A 21,239-nucleotide genomic window follows, 5' to 3' on the forward strand; every position below is an offset into this window, starting at 1 on the left:
AATATGAAAGCGATACAACTGCTACACACTTTTTATAAATGTATCTATGTCACAAGAAGTGATTAGGAAATGTTCATCTCCATCGGTTGCGGGAAACGGACCAAAAAAGTAGTTCCATCAGGATCAGATTTAACTTCTATTGCCGCATTATGCCTATCAGCAATACTGAAACACATTGGTAAGCCCAGACCCGTGCCACTTTCTTTAGTCGTAAAAAATGGAGTCCCCAGTTTTAATAGATTCTCTGCATCAATGCCCGTACCTTCGTCGCTCACACGTAGGACTATGCATTCTCCTTCCATATATGTGTTAATAGTCAGGCACCCATTCAGGGGCATTGCCTCTAACCCATTACGAGCAAGGTTTAACACTAGTTGAGTAATTTCATTTGTGTCAATATCAAGGTCAGCTAAATCTCCTGGTTCAAAGACACACTTCTTACCTTGGTTATAGGCATCGGCCAGTAGTAGGGGAAATAGGTTATCTAATAACTTGTTTAAGGATTGTCGTTTGAACTCGGTTGGTTTATTCTTGGCTAGAGATAAAAAACCTGTGATTATCGAATTGGTTCTATCGAGTTCCTCGATCATCAGGTCGAAATAGCTCTTGTATGTAAGCAAATCAGTTTTGTTCTGAAGCATTTGGAGAAAGCCTCTTATAGTAGTCATTGGATTTCGAACTTCGTGGCCAAGTCCAGCTGCTAATTGGCCGATGATGTTAAGCCGTTCTAGTTTAGCAACTTCATGTTCAATGCGTTCTCTTTTATCAATCTCTTGTTTCAGCTCCTTCGCTCTGTCATCAACCATTCCCTGTAGAATTAGTTTTTGAGCTTTCAAATCAATCAATTCGCTTTTCATATTTACATAGCTTTCCCAATCTCCAATGCTGTGGAATCTTAATGTAATCATGTAAAACTCCATTCTGTTACAATACATTCCGCTCGTACCCTAGATACTTAATCTTTGCCAAATACAAGGGCCAACTGTGTTCATTATCAGAAGTTTCTAGGGTTTCCATGCTTAATTTCTTTAATCAATACGAAATGTAGTGCTTCCGATAATATTCTGCTTTGAAACCTTTCTCTGAATTGCTATTGAAGCTACAACTGCTGTCGTTTGCAAAATAGTCATGGGGTGCTCTTTCAACGTTAAATATTCAAAAAAATAGTGTCCCTCTCACTTATGCACAATTAAATCATTTTATAATTCGTCTAATTGCTTTCTATTCCTTTTATGCAGACAGAGGTTCTATGATTGCGTCAAATATTTTCATAAATTCAATCCTTTCGACAATTGTATCTAATAAGTTATACATTGGTATATTCAATCTCTTATATGCCAAGGAACATATTCACGTTGTATAAAATGTAAATTTCAACAACATAAATACTTTCAATAAAGCACAAGATACTTAAGAATAAAATTAAAACATCTTTGTAGAAGCTTATTTTTAAATGTCAATAAATATGTTTATTTCAAAAAGAAAATCAGATATTCTACTTAATAAAGGAGGAACCTTTTTTGTTTAAGGATAAAATTTTAATAGGAGCAGTAATCGGCATACTAGCCGATTCTCTAAAGTTAATAACTAATTATACCTTTTGGGTGTTTGGGTTCACAAAGGTTGTATTTTGGCAGATTGTAGCTACTCGCTTTATCCAAAAGGAGTACCTTTATCATAAGTTAGCTTATATTGTAGGCGCCATTGCTGACATTACATTTACCTCACTTTTGGGAATAGTATTTGTCTATGTAATTTACCTTTTTGGTCCGAAAAACCTATGGACAAAGGGAGTGGGATTTGGTTTAGTGGTTTGGGTAATCGTCTTTGGTACATTGCTTGGACAAACAGTTGAGGATAAATTGCCACAAGAGCCAACTGGCGTGGTTATTACACTTATCGCGCATATCGTGTTCGGTTTTGCTTTGGCTTTCTTTACCAAGGTGCTAGATCAAGATAAACTAGTGCTAGTTAAAAGAAATAAATTAATGCGTACATATAAGTCAAAGGGTGAGTGAACTCGTATAAAGTAAAAGATCTACATCTAAGTAACCCCGCTAGCAGAGCCAGCGGAGTAAGTGAATTGTTATTCATAATTATAAGTTGAAAATCAAGTCATCTAGAGCACGTTTGGGCACATGATGAATTCCTTGTTGATCCCGCCAATATTTAATGTTTCCGGATTCGCTTAGTTCCTCTATGACCACCACCTCTTTTGGTTTCCCTATAGCAATCACAGTCAAGATTTCAAAATGATCAGGTAAGGTTAGTACTTGGGCTAGGGTGACACGATCTACTGAATTAAATTGGCATCCCCCCAACCCTTTTTCAGTAGCACCCAGCAAAATGCTCTGGACAGCAATCCCCTGATCCCAAAAGAAACCTTTACTGATTCTTTGATCATGAAGCACGACTACGTAAGCGCTAGGCTTCTCTCCTTCCTCTGGTCCGTCCCAATCTTTAAAGTAACCCGCCCATTTTAGTGTTTTGAAAATCAGAGTATTAGTTTCGTGCGTCTGGGATAAAAAGAACTTTAACGACTGAAGGTTCCCCCCCGTAGAAGAAAGCCTTGCCAAGTCTATGAGTTCTCTCAAAGTCTCCTGACTTACCTCTACATCCTGATAAAACCGCCGATAGGTCCGGTTTTTTTCGATAAGTTCACGAATCATCATTCTTATATTCCTCTTTTCATTTATTTTATATTTGGAATATCCGCATAAACGATGGGATTAGTCAACACCAGTCTTCGTTTTATATCAGTTTCATCGGATAACGCTCCTTTTTTATAAAAAAGGTTCTATCATTAGTAATCCTACCGTGGTTGACTCTAAGCGTTCATTTAGACCCGACAGTCGCCAAATATATTACGAATTGTTCCTTTCCATCAAGTCCAAGTAGCTGATTCAACTCATCGTCTGAATAAGCAGCTATTGCACAGGTTCCACAATTAACAGATTCGGCACTTATGTATAAGTTTTGACAAACATGTCCGGCGTCGAGATACAAATACCTATAGCCTCTTTCTCCGTATCTCCAATTCATTCTGTAGGGTACCGCGACCCAAAGGAAAGTTACTGCACTGGATTTAACAAAGTTCTGGTTCAAACAAGCCTTTGTAATCTTATCAGCTATATCTTGGTCCAATGAAACGCCAATTAAACCGTGTTCCAATGCTAAAAATCTATATAACCCTGGCTTAATTCCTTCGACATTATTGATCAGCAGATAGGTTTCAAGCGCATGGCGAGCCCCCGCCGATGGGACGTTACGTAATGTTGCTGTTCCTTGGAAAACTTTTTTAACTCCTTGTGTACACCATAGTAGATAAGAAAGTTGATCCATCGTCAAAGGTTCTATGGAATATTTTCTTAAACTTATACGTTGCTCAACGATTTTTCGAGAATCCACAAACTCAGTTACTATTTTACTTGGTTTGGGCAGTTTAATTATTGGTTGGGCCTTGTCGTATTCCAATTGGATCGGTGGTTGAGGCTTACCTAAATACTGATCTGATGGACCAAGATTGCAATGTTTTGTTCGATTAAGGAACTGTTGTCCTGTCTCGTCCATTATTTCAACTCCTATTATCTCTTTGCATTAGTCTGCTCGAACTGATATGACATTATTATCATTTTCTACTGGGTGTCAATCACAAGATGCCGGGTACTACAGACCTCAAAACCTACTAAACAGACCCACCTTGCGGCGGGCCTGTTTAGGACTACTTTTCTAGTACAGCTTTTGCTGAGGCACTCTGATAGCCAGTTCTAGCCCGATCTGTGATCTTGGGATCCAAGCTCGGCCCTTGTAGAACGGTCCAGTAGTATTTTGCCGCAGTAGCGTACGAAGTATCTTTGTCCTCAATGGCCAACGCATCAGCTTCATCTAAGAGTTTGTCATAGGAACTAAGGATTTTCTGTGAGACAATTGTCTTATCCGCAACCGTGACCAACGGACTATTATAGGCGGTAATATAAAATCCTAAGCCTTGTACGTAATAATCGCCTCTAGGTTGGAGATCAATATGAAAATTGTACCAGTAATCTCCGTTAGTAATCAGCGATTCTGGATCGAACGCCAGATCCCCGATATGCACGGGAGTTGGCGTACTCCAGCAGCTGGAGCGACTGGGAGGACTTACAAGAGGCAAAAGGGATTTTGGAAGTTTTGTTGCACCTGGAGCGAACGTAATTGCGGTGTTGTACTTCTGCCCCAGCAGGCCAAACACCTTGTCCTGATAGGCATCTTCACCGGTAAAGTAATTCGGGTTATTCTGTTCGGTCCAAGCATTATAGCCCCATACGGCAAAATACCAGTTTTCTAAAACATTGCGGTTCCCATCCCCAATCTTGGGATTCGCTCGCCATTTATTATTAAGAATTTGGCAACCCACTTCAAGGTTATAATCGAGATCGCTTTTCAGTTTAGCCACGTCGTATTCGGGATAATTGGCTGGGGAAATTTGCATAATCCCAATTCCACCATCGCTTGCGATAAAAGGTTGATCTGTTAAAGGTAGTCCATTCGTTGGATCCACTTTATATTGTTTCCATCCGCTCTCCATCCAGGCAATGGCTTTGAGTAGTGCTGGAGGTATATCATATCTATTTGCCATAGCCTCAATTTTTTTACCTAAAATTGAGGTTTGTACACTTGTATCAATCGCACCAACTCCAAGACGACGTTGACTCTCACTAACTACAGCTTCTCCACCAAGTGCTGTTACAACACTGTTAGCAGACATTTTGCTTAACACAAAGGCTCCTGCTGCAGGAGTCCCAACACCGTCAGTAAGAACAATAGCGGACTTAGTTTGAGCTGCAAGTGGTGCACCGGAAAGAGCATCAATCCCAGTCACGCCATTAGCCAAATAGACATTCTCATACGTCAAAGAAGCGTTAAAGTCTTGAATGATTTGGTTATTCGTGTCATAAGCGGTGTAACCAGCATGACGATTTGCATTTGGCACCATTGCTTTGACAGCGTCGCTGATGATGCCTGTTCCACCAATAACATCACTTGTTGTAATGCCAGGATTAGCAGCTAAGAAGCTTGCTACACTATTAGGAAGAGCATCTTTATCAGTTAGAAGAATGGGCTCATTGGCAGCAGAGGCAAGCGCCGCGATAGAGAGTGCATCTTGCAAGCCGTTAGCCACAGCAACTTTCGTTACTCCAACCATTTTCGAAGCGATGTTCACCGATGTGGCAGAGCGATCAAATCCACCTAGAGGGATAACCGTAATATTCATAGTAACTAACTCATCGAGAACTGCTTGGCTTATTACAGCAGTCCCACTAGTAACATAAACTTTCGTAACAGCAAGTTTTACAAGCTCGTCTTTTGTAGTGGGGTCAAGGACTTTTCCAGCTCCGGTCAGAAGGATTGGCGCTTTCAAATAGGAAGCAAGGGGACCCGAGGTCAGTGCATCAACCATGCCATAAGAAGTTGAGGAAGCAAGAATTGCAGTTCCTGTCCACCCTGTTTGGTCAGCAATCTTAACTGCAGTTTGTTCAGCAGTTGTACCAGATAAGCGAGTTGGGACCGCTCCTGCAGCAAATGCATTAATAGGGAGCATTGTCAGCACCATACCGGCTATAGCTAATATAGCTAGGGATTTTTTAGTTTTTCTCATGTGATGAATTTTCTCCTCTCGTCTTAAGTCTTCTTCTAGAATATTGTAATTCTGTCTCATAGTTTTAAGGCGAACTTGTTCGCTCTAATTTCTCTATTGTCCCAAAGCTAAATATTCGTCATAATAATTCATTTTACCTTTTTTTAATTTGTACGTGAAAATAAATTTCACATTAAACAATTCCTTTCTCCTTGTCCGTTTAAGAACAAAGAGAGCAAAGGGCTTCCCCACTGACTCAATGTTCAAAACGCTGTTTTAGATGAATGAAAAAGCGGTAGTAAGAACAACAACCCAATAATATACAGTGCTCCTGCTGCCTCATACATGACCACCAAGGAAAACATCTCTTTCAGCAATCCTGCCACGCTCATCGTCACAACCATGGCTCCAGTATACAAGGGCATAAGAATTCCATTCACCCGGCCGATAAATTGACTATCCGAATTTTGCAAGATCATTATGTTGATGCCAATCATAATGCAAGGCATAACTAAACCCATCATCAAATACACGAGATAGGTTAACCAAGGGGTCGTCGATAATCCACATGCTGCAATGCCGATTGCCGAAATAAACATCCCGAATGCCAAAAGCTTTTGTGGAGAAATAGCCTTAGCATAAGTCATAACTATGACCCCTCCTAAAAACATACCGATCCCGCTAAGGGTCATTAACCATTGTAAACTTTCGATCGGTAAACCAAGTCGCTCTGTTACCAAAAAGATTCCTAAGGGTTGAACTAGACCTCCGCCCAAGCCAGCAGCCAAAAAGCACAACCCCAAAAGTGTCAAGATTCTCTTCCCAAGTACATAACGGATACCAGCCACCATTTCTTGGCGAAGAGTTGTCCCTATCTTTGCTACAACATTCTCACGATCTGGAGGTAGAAACGTCAATGCACCCGCCGAGAATATAAACGCCAGACCCATCACTGCAATAGAGATTTTAATTCCAAATGTCTGATAGATAAATGTACCAACGATTGGTCCCAGGATCATAAAAATTGTAAAGATTGTCTGATAAATCGACATGACCGCTTGCATATGCTCCGGAGGCAGGTTTTCTTTAATCAACTTCATCCCCGATGGCTGAGAAAACTGAGATAAAATAGCGGAAATGATGGTCGTGAAAAATACAGCTTTCCAGGTGCCAAATACCAAGGTAATCAAAACAGCAAATACTGACACAGCACTAAGTAGATCACACAAAATCATCGTTCGTTTCGGACGCCAGCGGTCCGCAAAAGTTCCACCGATAAAGGAGAAAATGAACATTGGAGCAAATTCTGCCACCGAAATCATTGAGATCGCGAGCGCATTTCCATTTGTTTGTTCCATAACGTAGAGTAACACAGCAAAATTACGTACCCAGATTCCAATTTGTAAAAATATTGCCGATCCTAAGATCGCTTGTACAAGACGATTACGTAGTAAATTAAACGTAAAAACCCCCTATCTATTCTCACCCAATTAAGGACTATTCGGGCAGGCGCCGGTTTCTAAAATGATTCTCTGAATGATTCATTCCTATATTCTCTAAGTTTGCTAATCCTTCTAACACCTCATCGATTGGCAAATTTCCTTTTTTCAGTTCACTTGGGTCGATGTGTATTAATCTCTCATAAAAGGCTATACCTTTAGCTACAAGATCATTGTTTGCCTCAGTTTCTTCAATTAATTTATAGAGTATATCCTCAGCCTTGGCATAGTTATTGGTGAGTTCGTGATATTGAAATAGCAACAACATACTTTCCTTAGGAATATCGTACCCTCTAACTTTCTCTATTAGGTCATTAACCTTGTCTTGGTTCTGTTTCAAGATAGAGTTGTCACTATCTGATATAACATTGATCATGATATTTAAACTCTTAAAGTATAAATTCCTTGCCCTCGACATCTCTCCCGTAATCTCGTATATATCGGCTTGTTGATTTAATAATTCAGCTAGAACAAGACTCTTAACGGTATTGGTATTTTTACTGCCACTTACATTCTGGATTAAGATTTCATAGGGTAGTACCTCGAGTACTTCTTTATTGAGACCAGTAAAGTCTTTTAAGGTATCAGTTAAAACCTCTTGACTCTCTTCAATTTTGCTTTCAGTCTTTAATCCCATAATTTTGGCGATAGCATTTGTGAATTGTCGTATCATTTTCATTATATAATCTTTTTCTTCATACATTTCAACCCCAACGTTCTGTACAATATTACCGTCTAATATCCCAGATTGGTTGTTACTCCAAGAAATGGCTAGGTATACTGTTGGTAGCCCTTATATCTTATAGTTTTCTTAAGACTAATGCTGTACGACTGGGAGCATAAATCGCAAATCCATATTTGTTTTCTCTCTCAGAAAGTAACTTTGTCTGATAAATATAGTCTGTGGCAATTCGGCCTTGTCCACCAAATTGTTTTTCGTCGGTATTAAATACCACTTGATATTCTCCATATTCTTCTACAGGCAGAGCAAAATCAGGAAACGATTTTGTAGGATTAAAGTTAAACAAAAATATCAAGCCACTTTTTTTGTAGGCTAATATATTGTCTTTCTCCTCGGTCCATAAGTTTACTAAATCATCCGCCTGCATTACTTTATTAGTTTTTAGAAATGCGATAGTTTCACGATCAAACGTTGCCAAGTCTGCATAGCTAAGCTCTTGATTATCCATCAGACTCCAATGCCTACAGGCGTATTTATAACTCCAATCGTTTTCCTTTGTTGGGAAATCAATCCAATCAGGGTGGCCGAATTCGTTGCCCATGAAATTCATGTAGCCTTCACCTGCCAGCGTGATCGTGAGAAATTTTATCAGTTTACTTAGTTCAATGGCTCTTTTAATAAGGATATTTTGGTCATTTTTCCCCATGTGCCAGTACATTTCTTGATCGGCTAACCTGAATATCAGGGTCTTATCCCCAACGAGTGCCTGATCATGCGATTCTACATAACCAATGGTTTTTTCTTGTGGACGGTGGCACGTTAATTCATGCCATATTTGGTTCATACTCCAGTTTTCATCCCGGCGTTCCTTAATGGTCTTTATCCAAAGGTCGGGCACTCCCATGGACAATCGATAGTCAAACCCGATACCACCGTCCTTCACAGGTAGGCACATTCCAGGCATACCACTCATGTCTTCTGCTATGGTTACGGCATCGGGACGTACTTCTCGAATTAAATCATTTGCAAATTGAAGATATGTAAGAGCATCTAGATCCGTTTCAGCACTAAAATACTTGCTGTAATCTGAGAAATTGACGCCAAGACCTTGGTGATGGTAAGCCATAGAGGTGACTCCGTCGAATCGAAAACCATCAAAATGATACTCCTCAAGCCAGAATTTTAGATTAGAAAGTAAAAAATGAAGGACTTCATTTTTACCATAATTAAAAAGTTTAGTTTTCCAGGCTGGATGATTCCCTCTTGACCCGACGTGAAAGAATTGGTGATCAGTCCCATCAAAACCATAAATACCTTCCATTTGATTATCAAGGGCGTGAGAATGCACAAGATCCATCAAGACAACGATGCCCATGGAATGAGCAGTATCGACCAATTCCTTTAATTCATCCGGAGTACCAAACCAAGATGACACGGCAAAAAAATTAGAGACTTGATATCCAAATGAAGCATAATAGGGGTGTTGCATTATTGCCATTATTTGTATTGTGTTATAGCCCGCATCTTTTATTCTGGGAAGAATCGTATCGGTAAATTCCTTAAAGGAACCAATACCCTCTTTTTCTTGAGCCATACCGATATGTAACTCATAAATAAACAGCGGAGATGTATGATCGACGCGAAACTTCGTATCATGCCACATGAACTGTTTCTCTGGGTTCCAAATTTGTCCGACAAAATCATGGGTTTCTGGATTTTGTACCGTACGTTTAATATAGAGGGGTAGTCTATCTCTCTCTTTACCGTTAGCTTTTACTCGTACTTTTACAAATGACGTGTGTTTGAGCGTGTCTCTACCTTCTATAAAAACCTCCCAATTTCCGTGCTCTTTTCTCTTTAAAGGATGGGTTTCAGGATTCCAGCCATTAAAGTCTCCCATAAGATGAAGTTCTTCTGCGCCAGGAGCCCATTCTCGGTAATACCAACCTTCTTTAACCAAATGAAAACCATAAAATAGGTGTCCATTTGCAAAGGATTTGAAATCCAAATATTGGCCAAGCAAGGTCTTTTTATGAGAGGAATACCTGTCCATTCGCAGCTGAAGATCCTTTTCAAAGGGCTTAAGATAGGGATCAATTGCTAATATCTTTAGTTCAGTTGTCACAGCAAGTGAACGTTGCATCCAATCCACTCCTTTCATCTGAGGTTAAGCAATACTACTTAGGGTTTCCATAAGGACAGACACTATTACAAACGCCTTAGATGGATTACGGTGCTATAGTGAGTCATAGCATTTCTTTGATTTTGGAAATTAACTTCTCATAAACCTTATGCATATGAGGTTCAGAACTATAGATATTCAGTTCATCAATGGAGATCCATTTAACCCCACTATTTTCATCTTCTTTAACGATAAGCAGATCGTTTTCATCCACTTCAATCAGATAAGTGATGGATAAATGCAAATGTGGGGATACATAGTTTCCCCTTTTTGTATGCCCTAAGACTGTAAGTACGTCCAAGGAGAAAATATCTGAAGAAACAGGATGAAAATTCTTCACCCCAGTCTCTTCCTTTAATTCTTTCATTGCAACCTCTAATAAGTCTTCTTCCCCATCGGCGTGACCTCCGATCCAAGACCAGGAATTATAGATATTATGATGGATCATGAGCACTTTTTCCTTTGATCTATTAACGGCAAATGCTGAGCTGGTAATATGTGCAACCTTATTATTTCTCGTTAAAATATCCTCAAATATCTCAGTACAATATATAATTAATTCTTTATCCTTTTTTTCTTGCTCATTGTAGGGGGCATAGCTTGTTATTGAATCAAACAATGCTTATTCACTCTTTCATTTTCAATCCTGTATCAATATTAGTTAAATCCGGTTAAATAATTAGTACTAGTCATAATTATAACACTATATGGGATGGTAAGAAATCTCTACCCTTTGAACGAGAAATAGTGCCCTTCATTTGGCTGAACCATTCTGTTTCATATAACAATAAGTGGATACATAAAAACGACTTAGATAAAATCCAAGTCGCTTTATGTATCCCATATAAGCAAGACCTACTAAACTCTTTTATCCTCTTCATCCAACTTGTCATTTATCTTTCCAGCAAGCTTCTCTTTGGTCTCGTAAAGCTTCTCCTTTAAATCCGCCTTTATTGACTGAAGCTTCCCTTTCAGTTCCGTCTCTTCACTGCCAGTGGACTTTCCCACAGCTTCTTTAGTCTTTCCTATAACTTTATCCTTAGCGTTCTCAAATTTGTCTTTAAATCCGACATAGTGCACCTCCCTTTTAATTGTTCGAATCTCACATTTACTAATTTATAGATAAACTCTTTAACCTGTATATAATATTAAAATTAAATAAATATTAATTACCAAGACGCATTAACATTAATTAACTCTAGCAAGATACTTTCTTCATCTCCTTATCCATAATAATCCTCTCGAAATATATCTTTATTCGCATAGCATCACCTGATTTTGGTCATCATAAAAACGCAGTACTGATTCAATAGGAGGGATTACTTTGGCCAAACCAGATAATCGTGCAGATAATGAGGTTCACCTACAGCAACATATCGATCATACCTTCGAAAATTTACGTGAAGCAGAGGATTACCTAGATGAGCATGCAGATGAGATTTCATCTGACGAAAAACAAAGTATTGAAGAAAAAAATGATCGACGCAAAGAAAGCATCAAAAGTTTCATAGCGGAAAAGAGAGACGAATCTCAACAGTAAAAGCCTATTCTATCTGCGTTCCACCAAGATAAGCAGCCCCTTCGAGTTCAGGAAGAGGCTGCTTGTTTCTCTTTTAGAAAGATTGTACATCATTTAGAAGCTGTAATTAAGAGCCTAATTCCAATGGAATTTGAGTCTGCATGGCCATGATTAAGCGACGTTCAACATCATACCAATTAACTAGTTGCCACCAGGATGCTACATAATCTTTGCGTTTGTTCTGATAATCAAGGTAGTAAGCATGCTCCCATACATCCATGGCAAGTATAGGAATACCACCCGCTTGATAGAAATCCTGGTGCTTTTCAATGGTCAGTATTTCTAGCCTTCCCCAAGCCAGTTGCCACACTAGTAAGGCCCATCCAGACGCTTCCACATTAATTGCAGCATTCTTAAACTGTTCCCCAAAAACAGCCAGACTACCAAAATAGCTCATTATATGTTTAATCGTTTGAGCCCCGGGGGTCTCCCACCGATTTCCTATAGGAGCCATCGAAGTCCAATAAATACTATGCAAAATATGCCCTGAGCCATGAAAGGCTAATTCCCTCTCCCAATGTTTGATTAAAGCAAAATCTAGTTTTTGCCTTGCCTCGATCAATTTGATCTCCGCTTTGTTCAATCCTTCAACATAGGTTTTATGATGTAAATCATGATGAATTTTTAATACTCTAGAACTGATTACAGGCTCAAGGGCATTAAACGCATAAGGTAACATCGGTAACTGATGTCGACCCGGGGGCACTATAATCGATTGCATAATTATCCCCTCCCACACAATTCCTCTTCTTCGCATTGCTCTAGTTCATATTCTTCCATATTCCACGCTAAAGGTTATTATGTTTCTAACTTTCCTTAGAAGGACTAGCTTCCTTCCAACGGCATTATCATTTTTGTATCTTGTGATCAACAAAGACTTGAGAACTTTCGTCTTTCAGTATCAAGATACAAACAATAATATGGAGTAAAGTAAAAGGGACTATCAGAAATAGAAATTCCGCTTCTATTTCTGATAGTCCCTTTTTTCAAAAATGTCCCTTGACACGGTGCTGCCCTTAGCTCACTTTACCCATTACTCTAAATTTATCAGCGAGAAGTGCAATGAATTCGGAGTTAGTGGGTTTTTGGCGTTCGATATCCATAGAATATCCAAAAATCCGTTTAAGCGTATCAGTATTTCCACGTTCCCACGCAAGCTCTATCGCATGACGAATTCCGCGTTCTACCCTACTTGGTGCAGTATCATGCTTTTTTGCGATGCCAGGATAAAGCTCCTTGGTTACCGCGCCTAATAAGGAAACATCCTCTACCACCATCAGAATTGCATTCGCTAAACACAGTTTCACTTCATAGTTTATAGGTATTAATCCAATTGTTTATTGGATTATCTAAATTAATTTTATCCCATATTTTAGTGAGAGTCAAACTTCGGAAGCAGAGTACATCAAGCCAATATTGGCCCTAGAATCAGAGTTAGTCCTCATACCTTTAGACACACCTTCGCTATTAATTACCCCAAGAATGGAGGGTCTACAACGTCACTCAGGGGCAATTAGGACGTCGAACTATAGAGACTGTTGAGAAATATCTATTCTGGTCATCAGACGATAAGTTAGAAGAATTTCAAAAATATAATCCATTAGACAAAATGGAATTTTGGATGATTGTCCGTCATGGACACCCCCTTTAATAATTTAGTCATTTGTTTGGATTGATCATGGTTTTATGGCAGGTTGTGTGAAAATTCTCCTCCACCACTTTCGCACCGTTTCCACCCTGTTAAGCGTTTGCTATTGAGGAATTTTTCTTAAATCCTAAAGCGTTCAACCAGTATAACAATTTCAGCTATACGTTCTTTTAGTTTTCACACAGCTTGATAATTGGAATTTGTATTCTGTAAACGGTTTCATTTATGATACAGTTCATCTTAAACATTTCATTTGATAAGGGGACATCTATCTCAATTATTAATTTCCCGATATATTGACATACAATATTTATACATCATCAATACGCATTCTGTATCCTAGCCCTGGAGTACTTGGATCTTCATTAAAAAAGCTTTTTTGGCTTATTGATTTAATTATATCTTCATATTTCCACCAATCTTTATCATTAAACCAAAAACAGCCATCAACTCTTGTTTCTTTATCTACGTTAACATAATTAAAATTCTTATCTTTTATATCTTGTGCTATTGATTTTAAAGTATAGCGTACAAGTTGTGTTACTAAGACGCTTTTTCCTTTCAATTTAATAAATAAAAATATCACATCATCATTTAGCTTATGAAGCATAATTTCTCTTCCGTCTGAAATGTATTTTTCAATAGTTGTCTTAATTATCGCATATGGCATTTCAAGATAAATAAAAAGTTCCCTATTAACTATCTGAGGGAATCTTCTTAAGAGTTCTTCATAATCCTCATAAAATAAAATTAGTGGTAATTCATATTTACACAATATGTCTTTACATTCATTATGGCTCGCATAAAAAAGATATCTTTTCCCCCATCCCAAATCATCAAACATCAATAGGTAGAATCTATTCATATTGACTATCCAAATCGAACTAAATAAACCTATATCTAACTTAAATTTATCAATTGGTATATTGTTAATTATTTCATAATTATTTTTAATTGCTATCGGTTTAATTAAGTCCAAATCCTCATATACCTTTTTTTCATTTATATCTTTTGTAATAAAATCTTCTTCACTTCTATTCAATAGAATATCAATATTCTTTTCTAATAAATCCACGCTTATATTTAATAGTTGATACTGACTTTTTAAATAGTTAAGAACTTCTAAAAGGCCATTTTTGTCAATTTTTTGGGTTGAAATATTAGCTTTCTTTATAATCATTTCATCTGTTATATTATTCGCATCTTCTACTTCCAATAAATCATCTAATACTTCTAGTAATAATGAAAATCTTTTATCAGGTTTATAGTCTAATGATTCATTTACTAACATATTAATTAAATTATTCTTATTAAATATACCTTTCTCTACAAAACTTAACATATTAATATTTAATGCAATAAAGCCTATCCTAATAATGAAATTATTGCTAAGAAGCTCCATCCAGTCTTTCCTATCCAAAAATTTTAACATTCTTTTAAGCTTATACATTTTATAAACATCAATGTCTTTTAATTTTGTTACATTATCTAGATATTCATTATTATTCTTTTCCATTTTAATGTATGCATATTGAGCATAATAAGCAATGCTTTCATAAGTAATTTCAGAAGCCTCTTTTAATAATTTTAAAAAATAGCTTAATATTTCGTTCTGATTCAAATTACCGTTATCGAAATTAAATAGGTTATTCGTATATTCTTGATTAATGAAAAATGCAAGTGTTCCAAAATAAGAATTTTTAATTAAATACATATGCATTAATTCATGTATTGAAGGAATAAAAATATCTTCATGTCGATAATTGGACTCTAAATATACAATATCTTGAAAAGAATACTTACCTAGCACTTTATTCATTTTTCTTGATCTCCATTATTATCCTCTTCAAATTCAACACTATAACAATTGCACCAAGCATTTTTTCCAACTTTGGATATGCCTACCATGACCAATGATATTAAGCCTGTTAGCATAGCAGTTTCAATTCCAAATTTAGAGGCAAGAATTGTAGCAATAGCAATGGTACCCTTTTCTAAATAGGACTTAACAGCATTTCTTTGATCTGAATATTCTTTAGAATCAGTACATACTACTTTGTATATCTCCTTTTGTAATGAATAGTAAAGGTTATTCCTGTTCACTTCTAGGAAATATTCATTTTTATAGCTTAATAAACCATTTAATATCCGCAGTTCAATTCCCTCAAATTCATCTCTCGTTGCTTTTGGATCATTATATACATCCTCCCACTCTGTGATGTATAAAGGTGAAACTCCTATTTTAGTCAAGTTTTTAATCGCATTCTTTTTTAGCAGTTCATAATCTTCATATGGTAAAAATCCTTTTTCCAATATTATCCCTCCAAAAATATAATACTTAGTGGTTACATAGATCCTCGTATTGAAGCAAGGCTTTTTACAGACGATTAAGTAATTTGCGATGCCTTAAATCACTCACATCTACAATTCCACTACAATTCCACACATTCCCTTAATATTCCTGCTATATATACAAATATTAGAGATATAATAATAAATCCTGGTAGTTGATATTCTCAACTACCAGGATTTATCCGATGCCTCTTTCAGACCGCGTCCTCAATTTTGGATTAGTTCTATAAGGGAATATTATAAAGGTGTAGCCATCATTTTGACTACACCTTCCTGTTTATTAAAAAGATCGTTTTTGCGTCTTTACAAGTTTTGTTTGCCGTCAGATTTCCGATCTGACACAATCTTACCCCCTTGATCGTTTAGGGTAATTCAGAGTGCTTTCAGCGAATTATGTATTTTGAGGTTTCATAAACTCTGCATATAATAAGGTTTTTTTGATTGTCTTAATTTAATGTTTTTTGATTGATGGTTAGGGTATGAATAATATGCTCCGTGAGAGCCATCGATACGCAAAGACTGAGCGACCCCCTCGCAGGGTGAGTTGCTCTGGGGTAGACTTGACATGGGACCCTGCTTTGGATACTTCAATGGGTCGAGGGCTGTGGCTTATACGGAGGTATTCCTCTTGGGTAAGCCCCTCCCTTGGGTATAGGGTAGCATCCTCAGCCCCCATGTAAAGTCTATCTTTGGGGTCGACGGGATTGACTGTTAACCGTTTATTCAACGAGTGGTTCAACCTGCAACATGGTGGCCATTTTCAGCGTGAAGGTGGCTCAGCCAAGAGCGTATCTGAACTGCACCCCAAATATTCAGGGTAGTTTAGAAAGGCACTTCCTCTTCAATTACTAACGGTATGGTCTTCAGTCTTGCAATTATGTTATTTACTACTATTTTTTTCAAGTGAGTAGATTTTGATTTCAAAAGTCTGTAAAAATCAATAAACACATGATACTTCAATATCTCTCGAGCTATAATAAGAATAATGATCAGTCCCAAAGAAACATGCAAATAATCTTGTATTGTTTAGAATATTTTTTTCAAGTGAACTTTCTGCAAGAAGTATTTCTAACTTATTAAGTATTATATCTGGATTAGATTCAAATTTCGGTTCTTCTTTTGTGAATTTATCCAAATGTGCAGAAAGTGCCTCTGCAAATATACCATAAATATCTATTTCATCCTCCGAAAAATTGATTTGTTGAAAAATATCTGTTGATAATAATTGTAAGATAATTGAAAAAGCATTAATTCTTTTATGTTGATTAGTATTAATCATTTTATCTACAATATATTGGTATTTAAAAGCATCAATACTGTTATCCTCGAGTAGTTTATTAAACATTTTACCCAAAAAATAAATATCTGTTTTGTGGTCATACTTCAAATCTCTAATTTCGTCTGGAAGCTCACTTACTGGCCAGTTTAATAAAATACTTGCTTCATTATTATTGTCAGCTAATATTTTTTTTCCAAATCCAAAGTCAATTATCTTAACGACACCTTCTTTAGTTACTAATATATTTTCTGGTTTAATATCCCTATGTAGAATTGATTTTCTTTCAAGATATTCAAAACCTTCAATTAGTTGTACAAATATTTCCTCAAATGTTTCGGTTTTCTCCCATGCTAAGAAATCTTCTATATTAGTTCCATCAATATGTTCCATCAATATATATCCCGTTATGTGCTCTGGATATAGGAAATAAGTGTAAATTCTCACAACATTAACATGAGAGAGTGTATATAGTATTTTTATTTCATCAATAAACCTATTAAAGCAATCTTCTTTATCATTACCATCGGATGGTTCATATTTCTTACATATGAAAAAGGTATTTAATATATCATCTCTTAGTAAAACTGTTCTCCCTGTACCGCCTCGCCCTACGAATTTTTCAAATAAATAATCCTTGGTTCGAATAAATTTTACTATCTCATCTTTTGCTAATGTCACAAATAAGCACCCCTTACATATATATCATTACATTCAGATTAATATTAACTCTCCATTTTCTCAGGTTTACATAATAAATTAATCATACCCCTTCCTAACGATCCCGAATGAAAGAGTGCTTTTTGCATACGGTTAAGCAGTTTGCAGTCCACAAAATTGCTCTCCCCTATAATTCCACACATTCCCTTAATATCCCTGCAATAAATACAATATTCAGAGAATCTTTGAATGCACTTACATTATGGCTGTTGATTCAACTCTAGTCATATACCAATAACTCTTTCAGCCCTCACTTTTCTCAAGTATTAATTCCCTAAAGGAATATATTAAGGTTTAACCGTTTGGTTACACCTTTTTTGTCTGAAAGGTATAAGTTTTTTGATTTCTACAACCCTTTTAAGACGTTAGATTTCTAATCTGACACAATCCTTACACTCGAAAGATGAACCCTCTTACTACAGGACTCAGTATGCCGATTACGGCGTTTTTGAGGTGTGATAAAACCATTTAGCACGTTCTGGTTTCATAATTGGATGTTTTTGATGGGGTTTATTTGTTTGTTTGTTTGTAAGGTAGGGTACTTGATGATAATTGAGCTAGACATTTCCTAGGTGTTTCGATGATAAATTACATCGGCCCCACTTTGCGGTGGTTGCCGTGGATAGATATGCTCTCCCCATCTTAATGAATGGTACAATGAATGCCGATGAAATCTATCCCTCCGCCTTAGCAAGAAAAAGAAGGGGAATAAGAAAGGAATATACTCATCTCATGAAAAATTAGGCTATGAGTTATTACTTGTCGCCAAAAGGATATGCAAGAAAATTCTGATTTTTTTCTCTTTGTGTATGTTCGGTATTATGCATCAAACCCATCTTTATATCAATTCCATTGTGGAGATGCCGCCAAAAATGGCTGATCTCCCCTGTTCAAAAATTAGTCAACTCATTAAAAACTTTTATCGCGAAGCTGTCAGTCATCCCTGAGATATAATCAATTACAGCTTGAAGATACTCTTCTCTTTTCTCAAGGTCATATAACACTTGATTTCCATATCTATTAGATTTTAATGTTCTGCTATTAACATTGGAGTATTTTAAAAGCCAATCTGAGAAACTCTTTACGAGCAAAGGATAGATTTCCATATTTTTTTTAATTACAGTTAACGTCTCTACTCCTTGATAATAGCCTGATAAGATATCATAAATAGATTCTAAAATCAGTTTAGAATAGCCAATAAATACATTTAACCTTTCATGCTTGTATATATTTATATAACTAAATTCTTTTAACGAGTTAATTAACCCTAGATATTCATCTGAAAATCCAATTCCCGTTTCAGGACTACTTGACTTACATAAATTAATAATTAACTTATGAGTTATTACCGTATTATTTATTTCTGCTATGTTAACATTTGCAAATCCTTTTATAATGCGTATTAAATCTCTAAGTTGACGAAACGATAAAATTCTTAAAGTTAAGGCATCTTCAATATCTCTACCCAGATAAGCAATTTTATCCGATATCTTGACTACGCTTCCTTCCCATGTATATGGAGGATACTGATTTGGTTTTTCAATATTTTCAAGTTCTAATTTATCTTCTCTAGGAAAAATAGAATTTTCATCAACTTCACCACAGTGTGATATTATCCCATCTCTTACCGCATAAGTTAAGTTTAAATTCTGTTCACATCCTAACGGATCAAGTAATGTCTCTATCTTGTCAATAAACCTCAAGCTATTTCTTTCATGCCAAAAAGGCTGTCTAAGTTCAGTTGATGCGATATTCTTTAGAATAGTCTCACCTGCATGCCCAAACGGGGCATGTCCTAAATCATGACCAAGAGCAATAGCATTAGTTAATTCAGTGTTAAGACCAAGATACTTTGCAATCGTGTAGCTAACTGATGCGACATGATTCACATGTTCAATCCTTGTGCAAATATGATCATTCCTTGTAGCGAAAAATACCTGTGTCTTGTGTTTCAGTCGCCGATAAGCGTTTGAATGCAATATTCTATTGTAGTCTCGTGCAAACTCACTCCTTATATCATCATCCCGAAAGTACATATCATGCTCTCGACTATTACACTCAGTCCATTTTGGATTACCAACATTAGTACTTACACCCGAAAACAGCCCTGCACTCATTTTTATCCCCTCCAAAAATTCAATTGAAAATTGAATATAACTAGGTATTACTTACATCGTTAAGGAGTTCGTGATGAAATTGCTCCCGTACCGCCTTATAGTTTTATCTGTAAAATAGAATCCTTTTTCTTGTTCTTCATTGTGTAATAATTAGCTAGAATCAATTTTGATAGAATTTACAGCAATCTTAGCAGGAGCAGGAATTTCTTTTTTGGTAGCATATGGACAGATTCCATTAGGATGTAAATGAGGACCAACACCGCGGTGGTAATGACAACCACCTAAACCACTTGCGTTTCTATTATCTTTATGTCCTCCACTTGAATCTGTTCTTCCAGAATGAGCTAAGGTATCTAATGTAAACATTGACATAATTAAACCAATAACTATAACTGAGAATTGATAATTATTTTGACATTCTCACTTTTCGACAACCATATTGCACGTCCTTTCAGATATAACCAATTCCCATAATATACTGCTTGAAAGCCAATCTCCCCACCAATGAAAATGATACGGATTGAGTGGTTTTCATCCTAGTACACCTTGAACTAAGGATTCCACACATTTCCTTAATATTCCTTTAATAAATACAAATAATTTAAAATAATCCAAAAATTAATATTTATGTTCTGTCAGTTGATCTTTATCTCAAATCAATTTACGCAATGTCTCTTTAAGCACCTTGGCTTAATTTTAGACTTGATTGCCTAAATATATTTAAGGTGTAACCATTTCGACTACACCTTCTTTGTTTGGTAATGTGCATTTTTGTACTTCTGCAAAGATTCTAAACCGACAGATTTTCACACTGACACAATCTTACCCCCTTGATCGTTTAGGGCAATGTAGAGTGCTGTGATCGACTTAGGTGTTTTTGAGGTTTCATAAACCTTACATGTATTAGGTTTTTTTAGGTGTCGTGATTTAATTTTTTTGGTTGTAAGTGGGGTAGGTGTGGATTTTGATGTTTTTGGCAGTCTTTCGCATTTGGGATCAGTCTTCAATTAGAGGATACTCCACTAATTAGTATCGAAACCAATATTGTAAACAAACAATCTATCTATCTATTTATCTCTCTTAATATAGCTAGTCAGTTGGAGAGATTGCAGTAACATTAGTTTACTGTCTAAATCACAGGATAGTAGTATTGGTAGTAAACCAGACACTTCACTAGATATCTCACTAGATACTTCACTGAATATCTCACTAGACACTTCTCTAGTTAGGTCATGAGGTAGTGTACTCGTCAGTCTGACCGAAACCAGGCATGGCCTGGCCTCCACCTCAATCCTCTCCACTCCGTAGCCACATCATAGTTCATTGGGCATTGCTATAAGGTACTATTCAAACAAAATGCACCCCAGATCTCTCATACGCATAAAAGGTAATACTTCCTTCGCTATTTTTTCTAATTCCTACGTCTGAGTAGATGTACTCTCACCGCCTTGATGTGGGTTCAGCTTGTTTTTGATGAAATCTCCCCCCCCCTCTGAATATTACGGTCTTTGAGGGCCATCATTCCGGTTGTCACTGAGCCATGTCTCTGTAAAAAGAGAGCAACCCCTCC

Annotated in this window: 16 protein-coding genes and 2 pseudogenes; 2 read left to right on the top strand and 16 right to left on the bottom strand. The window is 36.7% G+C overall.

The window, feature by feature from the left end; all coding sequences use genetic code 11:
- Positions 1–62: 62 nt before the first annotated feature.
- Positions 63–908, bottom strand: a complete 846-nt coding sequence (locus E4K67_RS28030) for an ATP-binding protein (protein WP_135552804.1) — start codon at positions 906–908, stop codon at positions 63–65.
- A 612-nt stretch (positions 909–1,520) separates the two neighbouring features.
- Between E4K67_RS28030 and E4K67_RS28035 the strand changes: the two genes are divergently transcribed.
- Positions 1,521–2,018, top strand: a complete 498-nt coding sequence (locus E4K67_RS28035; RefSeq protein WP_135552806.1) for a hypothetical protein — start codon at positions 1,521–1,523, stop codon at positions 2,016–2,018.
- A 78-nt stretch (positions 2,019–2,096) separates the two neighbouring features.
- Here E4K67_RS28035 and E4K67_RS28040 read toward each other — a convergent pair whose 3' ends face one another.
- The 8 genes and pseudogenes from E4K67_RS28040 to E4K67_RS28075 form a co-directional block, all read right to left on the bottom strand.
- The gene (locus E4K67_RS28040; protein WP_420841598.1) at positions 2,097–2,672 is read right to left on the bottom strand and encodes a nitroreductase family protein; all 576 of its coding nucleotides are present in this window, start codon (positions 2,670–2,672) and stop codon (positions 2,097–2,099) included.
- A 163-nt stretch (positions 2,673–2,835) separates the two neighbouring features.
- Entirely contained in the window at positions 2,836–3,570 is a 735-nt protein-coding gene (locus E4K67_RS28045; RefSeq protein WP_135552808.1) for a SagB/ThcOx family dehydrogenase, read from the bottom strand.
- 151 nt (positions 3,571–3,721) lie between these two features.
- The gene (locus E4K67_RS28050; RefSeq protein ID WP_135552810.1) at positions 3,722–5,635 is read right to left on the bottom strand and encodes a cell wall-binding repeat-containing protein; all 1,914 of its coding nucleotides are present in this window, start codon (positions 5,633–5,635) and stop codon (positions 3,722–3,724) included.
- Positions 5,636–5,877: 242 nt separating this feature from the next.
- Positions 5,878–7,071, bottom strand: a pseudogene (locus E4K67_RS28055) (MFS transporter); the annotation flags it as partial.
- 40 nt (positions 7,072–7,111) lie between these two features.
- Positions 7,112–7,816, bottom strand: coding sequence for a DUF6483 family protein (locus E4K67_RS28060; protein ID WP_135552814.1), 705 nt, complete (start codon positions 7,814–7,816; stop codon positions 7,112–7,114).
- 97 nt (positions 7,817–7,913) lie between these two features.
- The gene (locus E4K67_RS28065) at positions 7,914–9,938 is read right to left on the bottom strand and encodes an alpha-amylase family glycosyl hydrolase (protein WP_135552816.1); all 2,025 of its coding nucleotides are present in this window, start codon (positions 9,936–9,938) and stop codon (positions 7,914–7,916) included.
- 103 nt (positions 9,939–10,041) lie between these two features.
- Positions 10,042–10,596 carry an NUDIX hydrolase gene (locus E4K67_RS28070; RefSeq protein WP_135552818.1) on the bottom strand — a complete coding sequence of 185 codons (555 nt, stop codon included), beginning with the start codon at positions 10,594–10,596 and terminating at the stop codon, positions 10,042–10,044.
- Positions 10,597–10,835: 239 nt separating this feature from the next.
- Positions 10,836–11,057 carry a CsbD family protein gene (locus E4K67_RS28075; protein ID WP_135552820.1) on the bottom strand — a complete coding sequence of 74 codons (222 nt, stop codon included), beginning with the start codon at positions 11,055–11,057 and terminating at the stop codon, positions 10,836–10,838.
- A gap of 244 nt (positions 11,058–11,301) precedes the next feature.
- Here E4K67_RS28075 and tlp point away from each other — a divergent pair, with 244 nt between their 5' ends.
- Entirely contained in the window at positions 11,302–11,517 is a 216-nt protein-coding gene (gene tlp / locus E4K67_RS28080) for a small acid-soluble spore protein Tlp (RefSeq protein WP_135552822.1), read from the top strand.
- Positions 11,518–11,623: 106 nt separating this feature from the next.
- Here tlp and E4K67_RS28085 read toward each other — a convergent pair whose 3' ends face one another.
- The 7 genes and pseudogenes from E4K67_RS28085 to E4K67_RS30940 all read right to left on the bottom strand — a co-directional run bounded on the left by E4K67_RS28085 (position 11,624) and on the right by E4K67_RS30940 (position 20,035).
- Positions 11,624–12,277 (bottom strand): superoxide dismutase, encoded by a 654-nt coding sequence (locus E4K67_RS28085; RefSeq protein WP_135552824.1) that lies wholly within the window; start codon positions 12,275–12,277, stop codon positions 11,624–11,626.
- 295 nt (positions 12,278–12,572) lie between these two features.
- Positions 12,573–12,845: pseudogene (locus E4K67_RS28090) on the bottom strand (sporulation initiation factor Spo0A C-terminal domain-containing protein); the annotation flags it as partial.
- Between the two features lie 669 nt (positions 12,846–13,514).
- Entirely contained in the window at positions 13,515–15,023 is a 1,509-nt protein-coding gene (locus E4K67_RS28095; protein ID WP_135552826.1) for a hypothetical protein, read from the bottom strand.
- The gene (locus E4K67_RS28100; protein ID WP_135552828.1) at positions 15,020–15,517 is read right to left on the bottom strand and encodes a hypothetical protein; all 498 of its coding nucleotides are present in this window, start codon (positions 15,515–15,517) and stop codon (positions 15,020–15,022) included. Before E4K67_RS28100 ends, E4K67_RS28095 begins: the two co-directional genes overlap by 4 nt.
- Positions 15,518–16,493: 976 nt before the next feature.
- Complete coding sequence (locus tag E4K67_RS28105; protein ID WP_158408601.1) at positions 16,494–17,513, bottom strand: protein kinase family protein; 1,020 nt, start codon at positions 17,511–17,513, stop codon at positions 16,494–16,496.
- A gap of 929 nt (positions 17,514–18,442) precedes the next feature.
- Entirely contained in the window at positions 18,443–19,669 is a 1,227-nt protein-coding gene (locus E4K67_RS28110; RefSeq protein ID WP_135552832.1) for a deoxyguanosinetriphosphate triphosphohydrolase family protein, read from the bottom strand.
- Between the two features lie 150 nt (positions 19,670–19,819).
- Positions 19,820–20,035 carry a hypothetical protein gene (locus E4K67_RS30940; protein ID WP_243454670.1) on the bottom strand — a complete coding sequence of 72 codons (216 nt, stop codon included), beginning with the start codon at positions 20,033–20,035 and terminating at the stop codon, positions 19,820–19,822.
- Positions 20,036–21,239 lie beyond the last annotated feature (1,204 nt).

The organism is Desulfosporosinus fructosivorans (assembly GCF_004766045.1).
Lineage (GTDB): Bacteria > Bacillota > Desulfitobacteriia > Desulfitobacteriales > Desulfitobacteriaceae > Desulfosporosinus > Desulfosporosinus fructosivorans.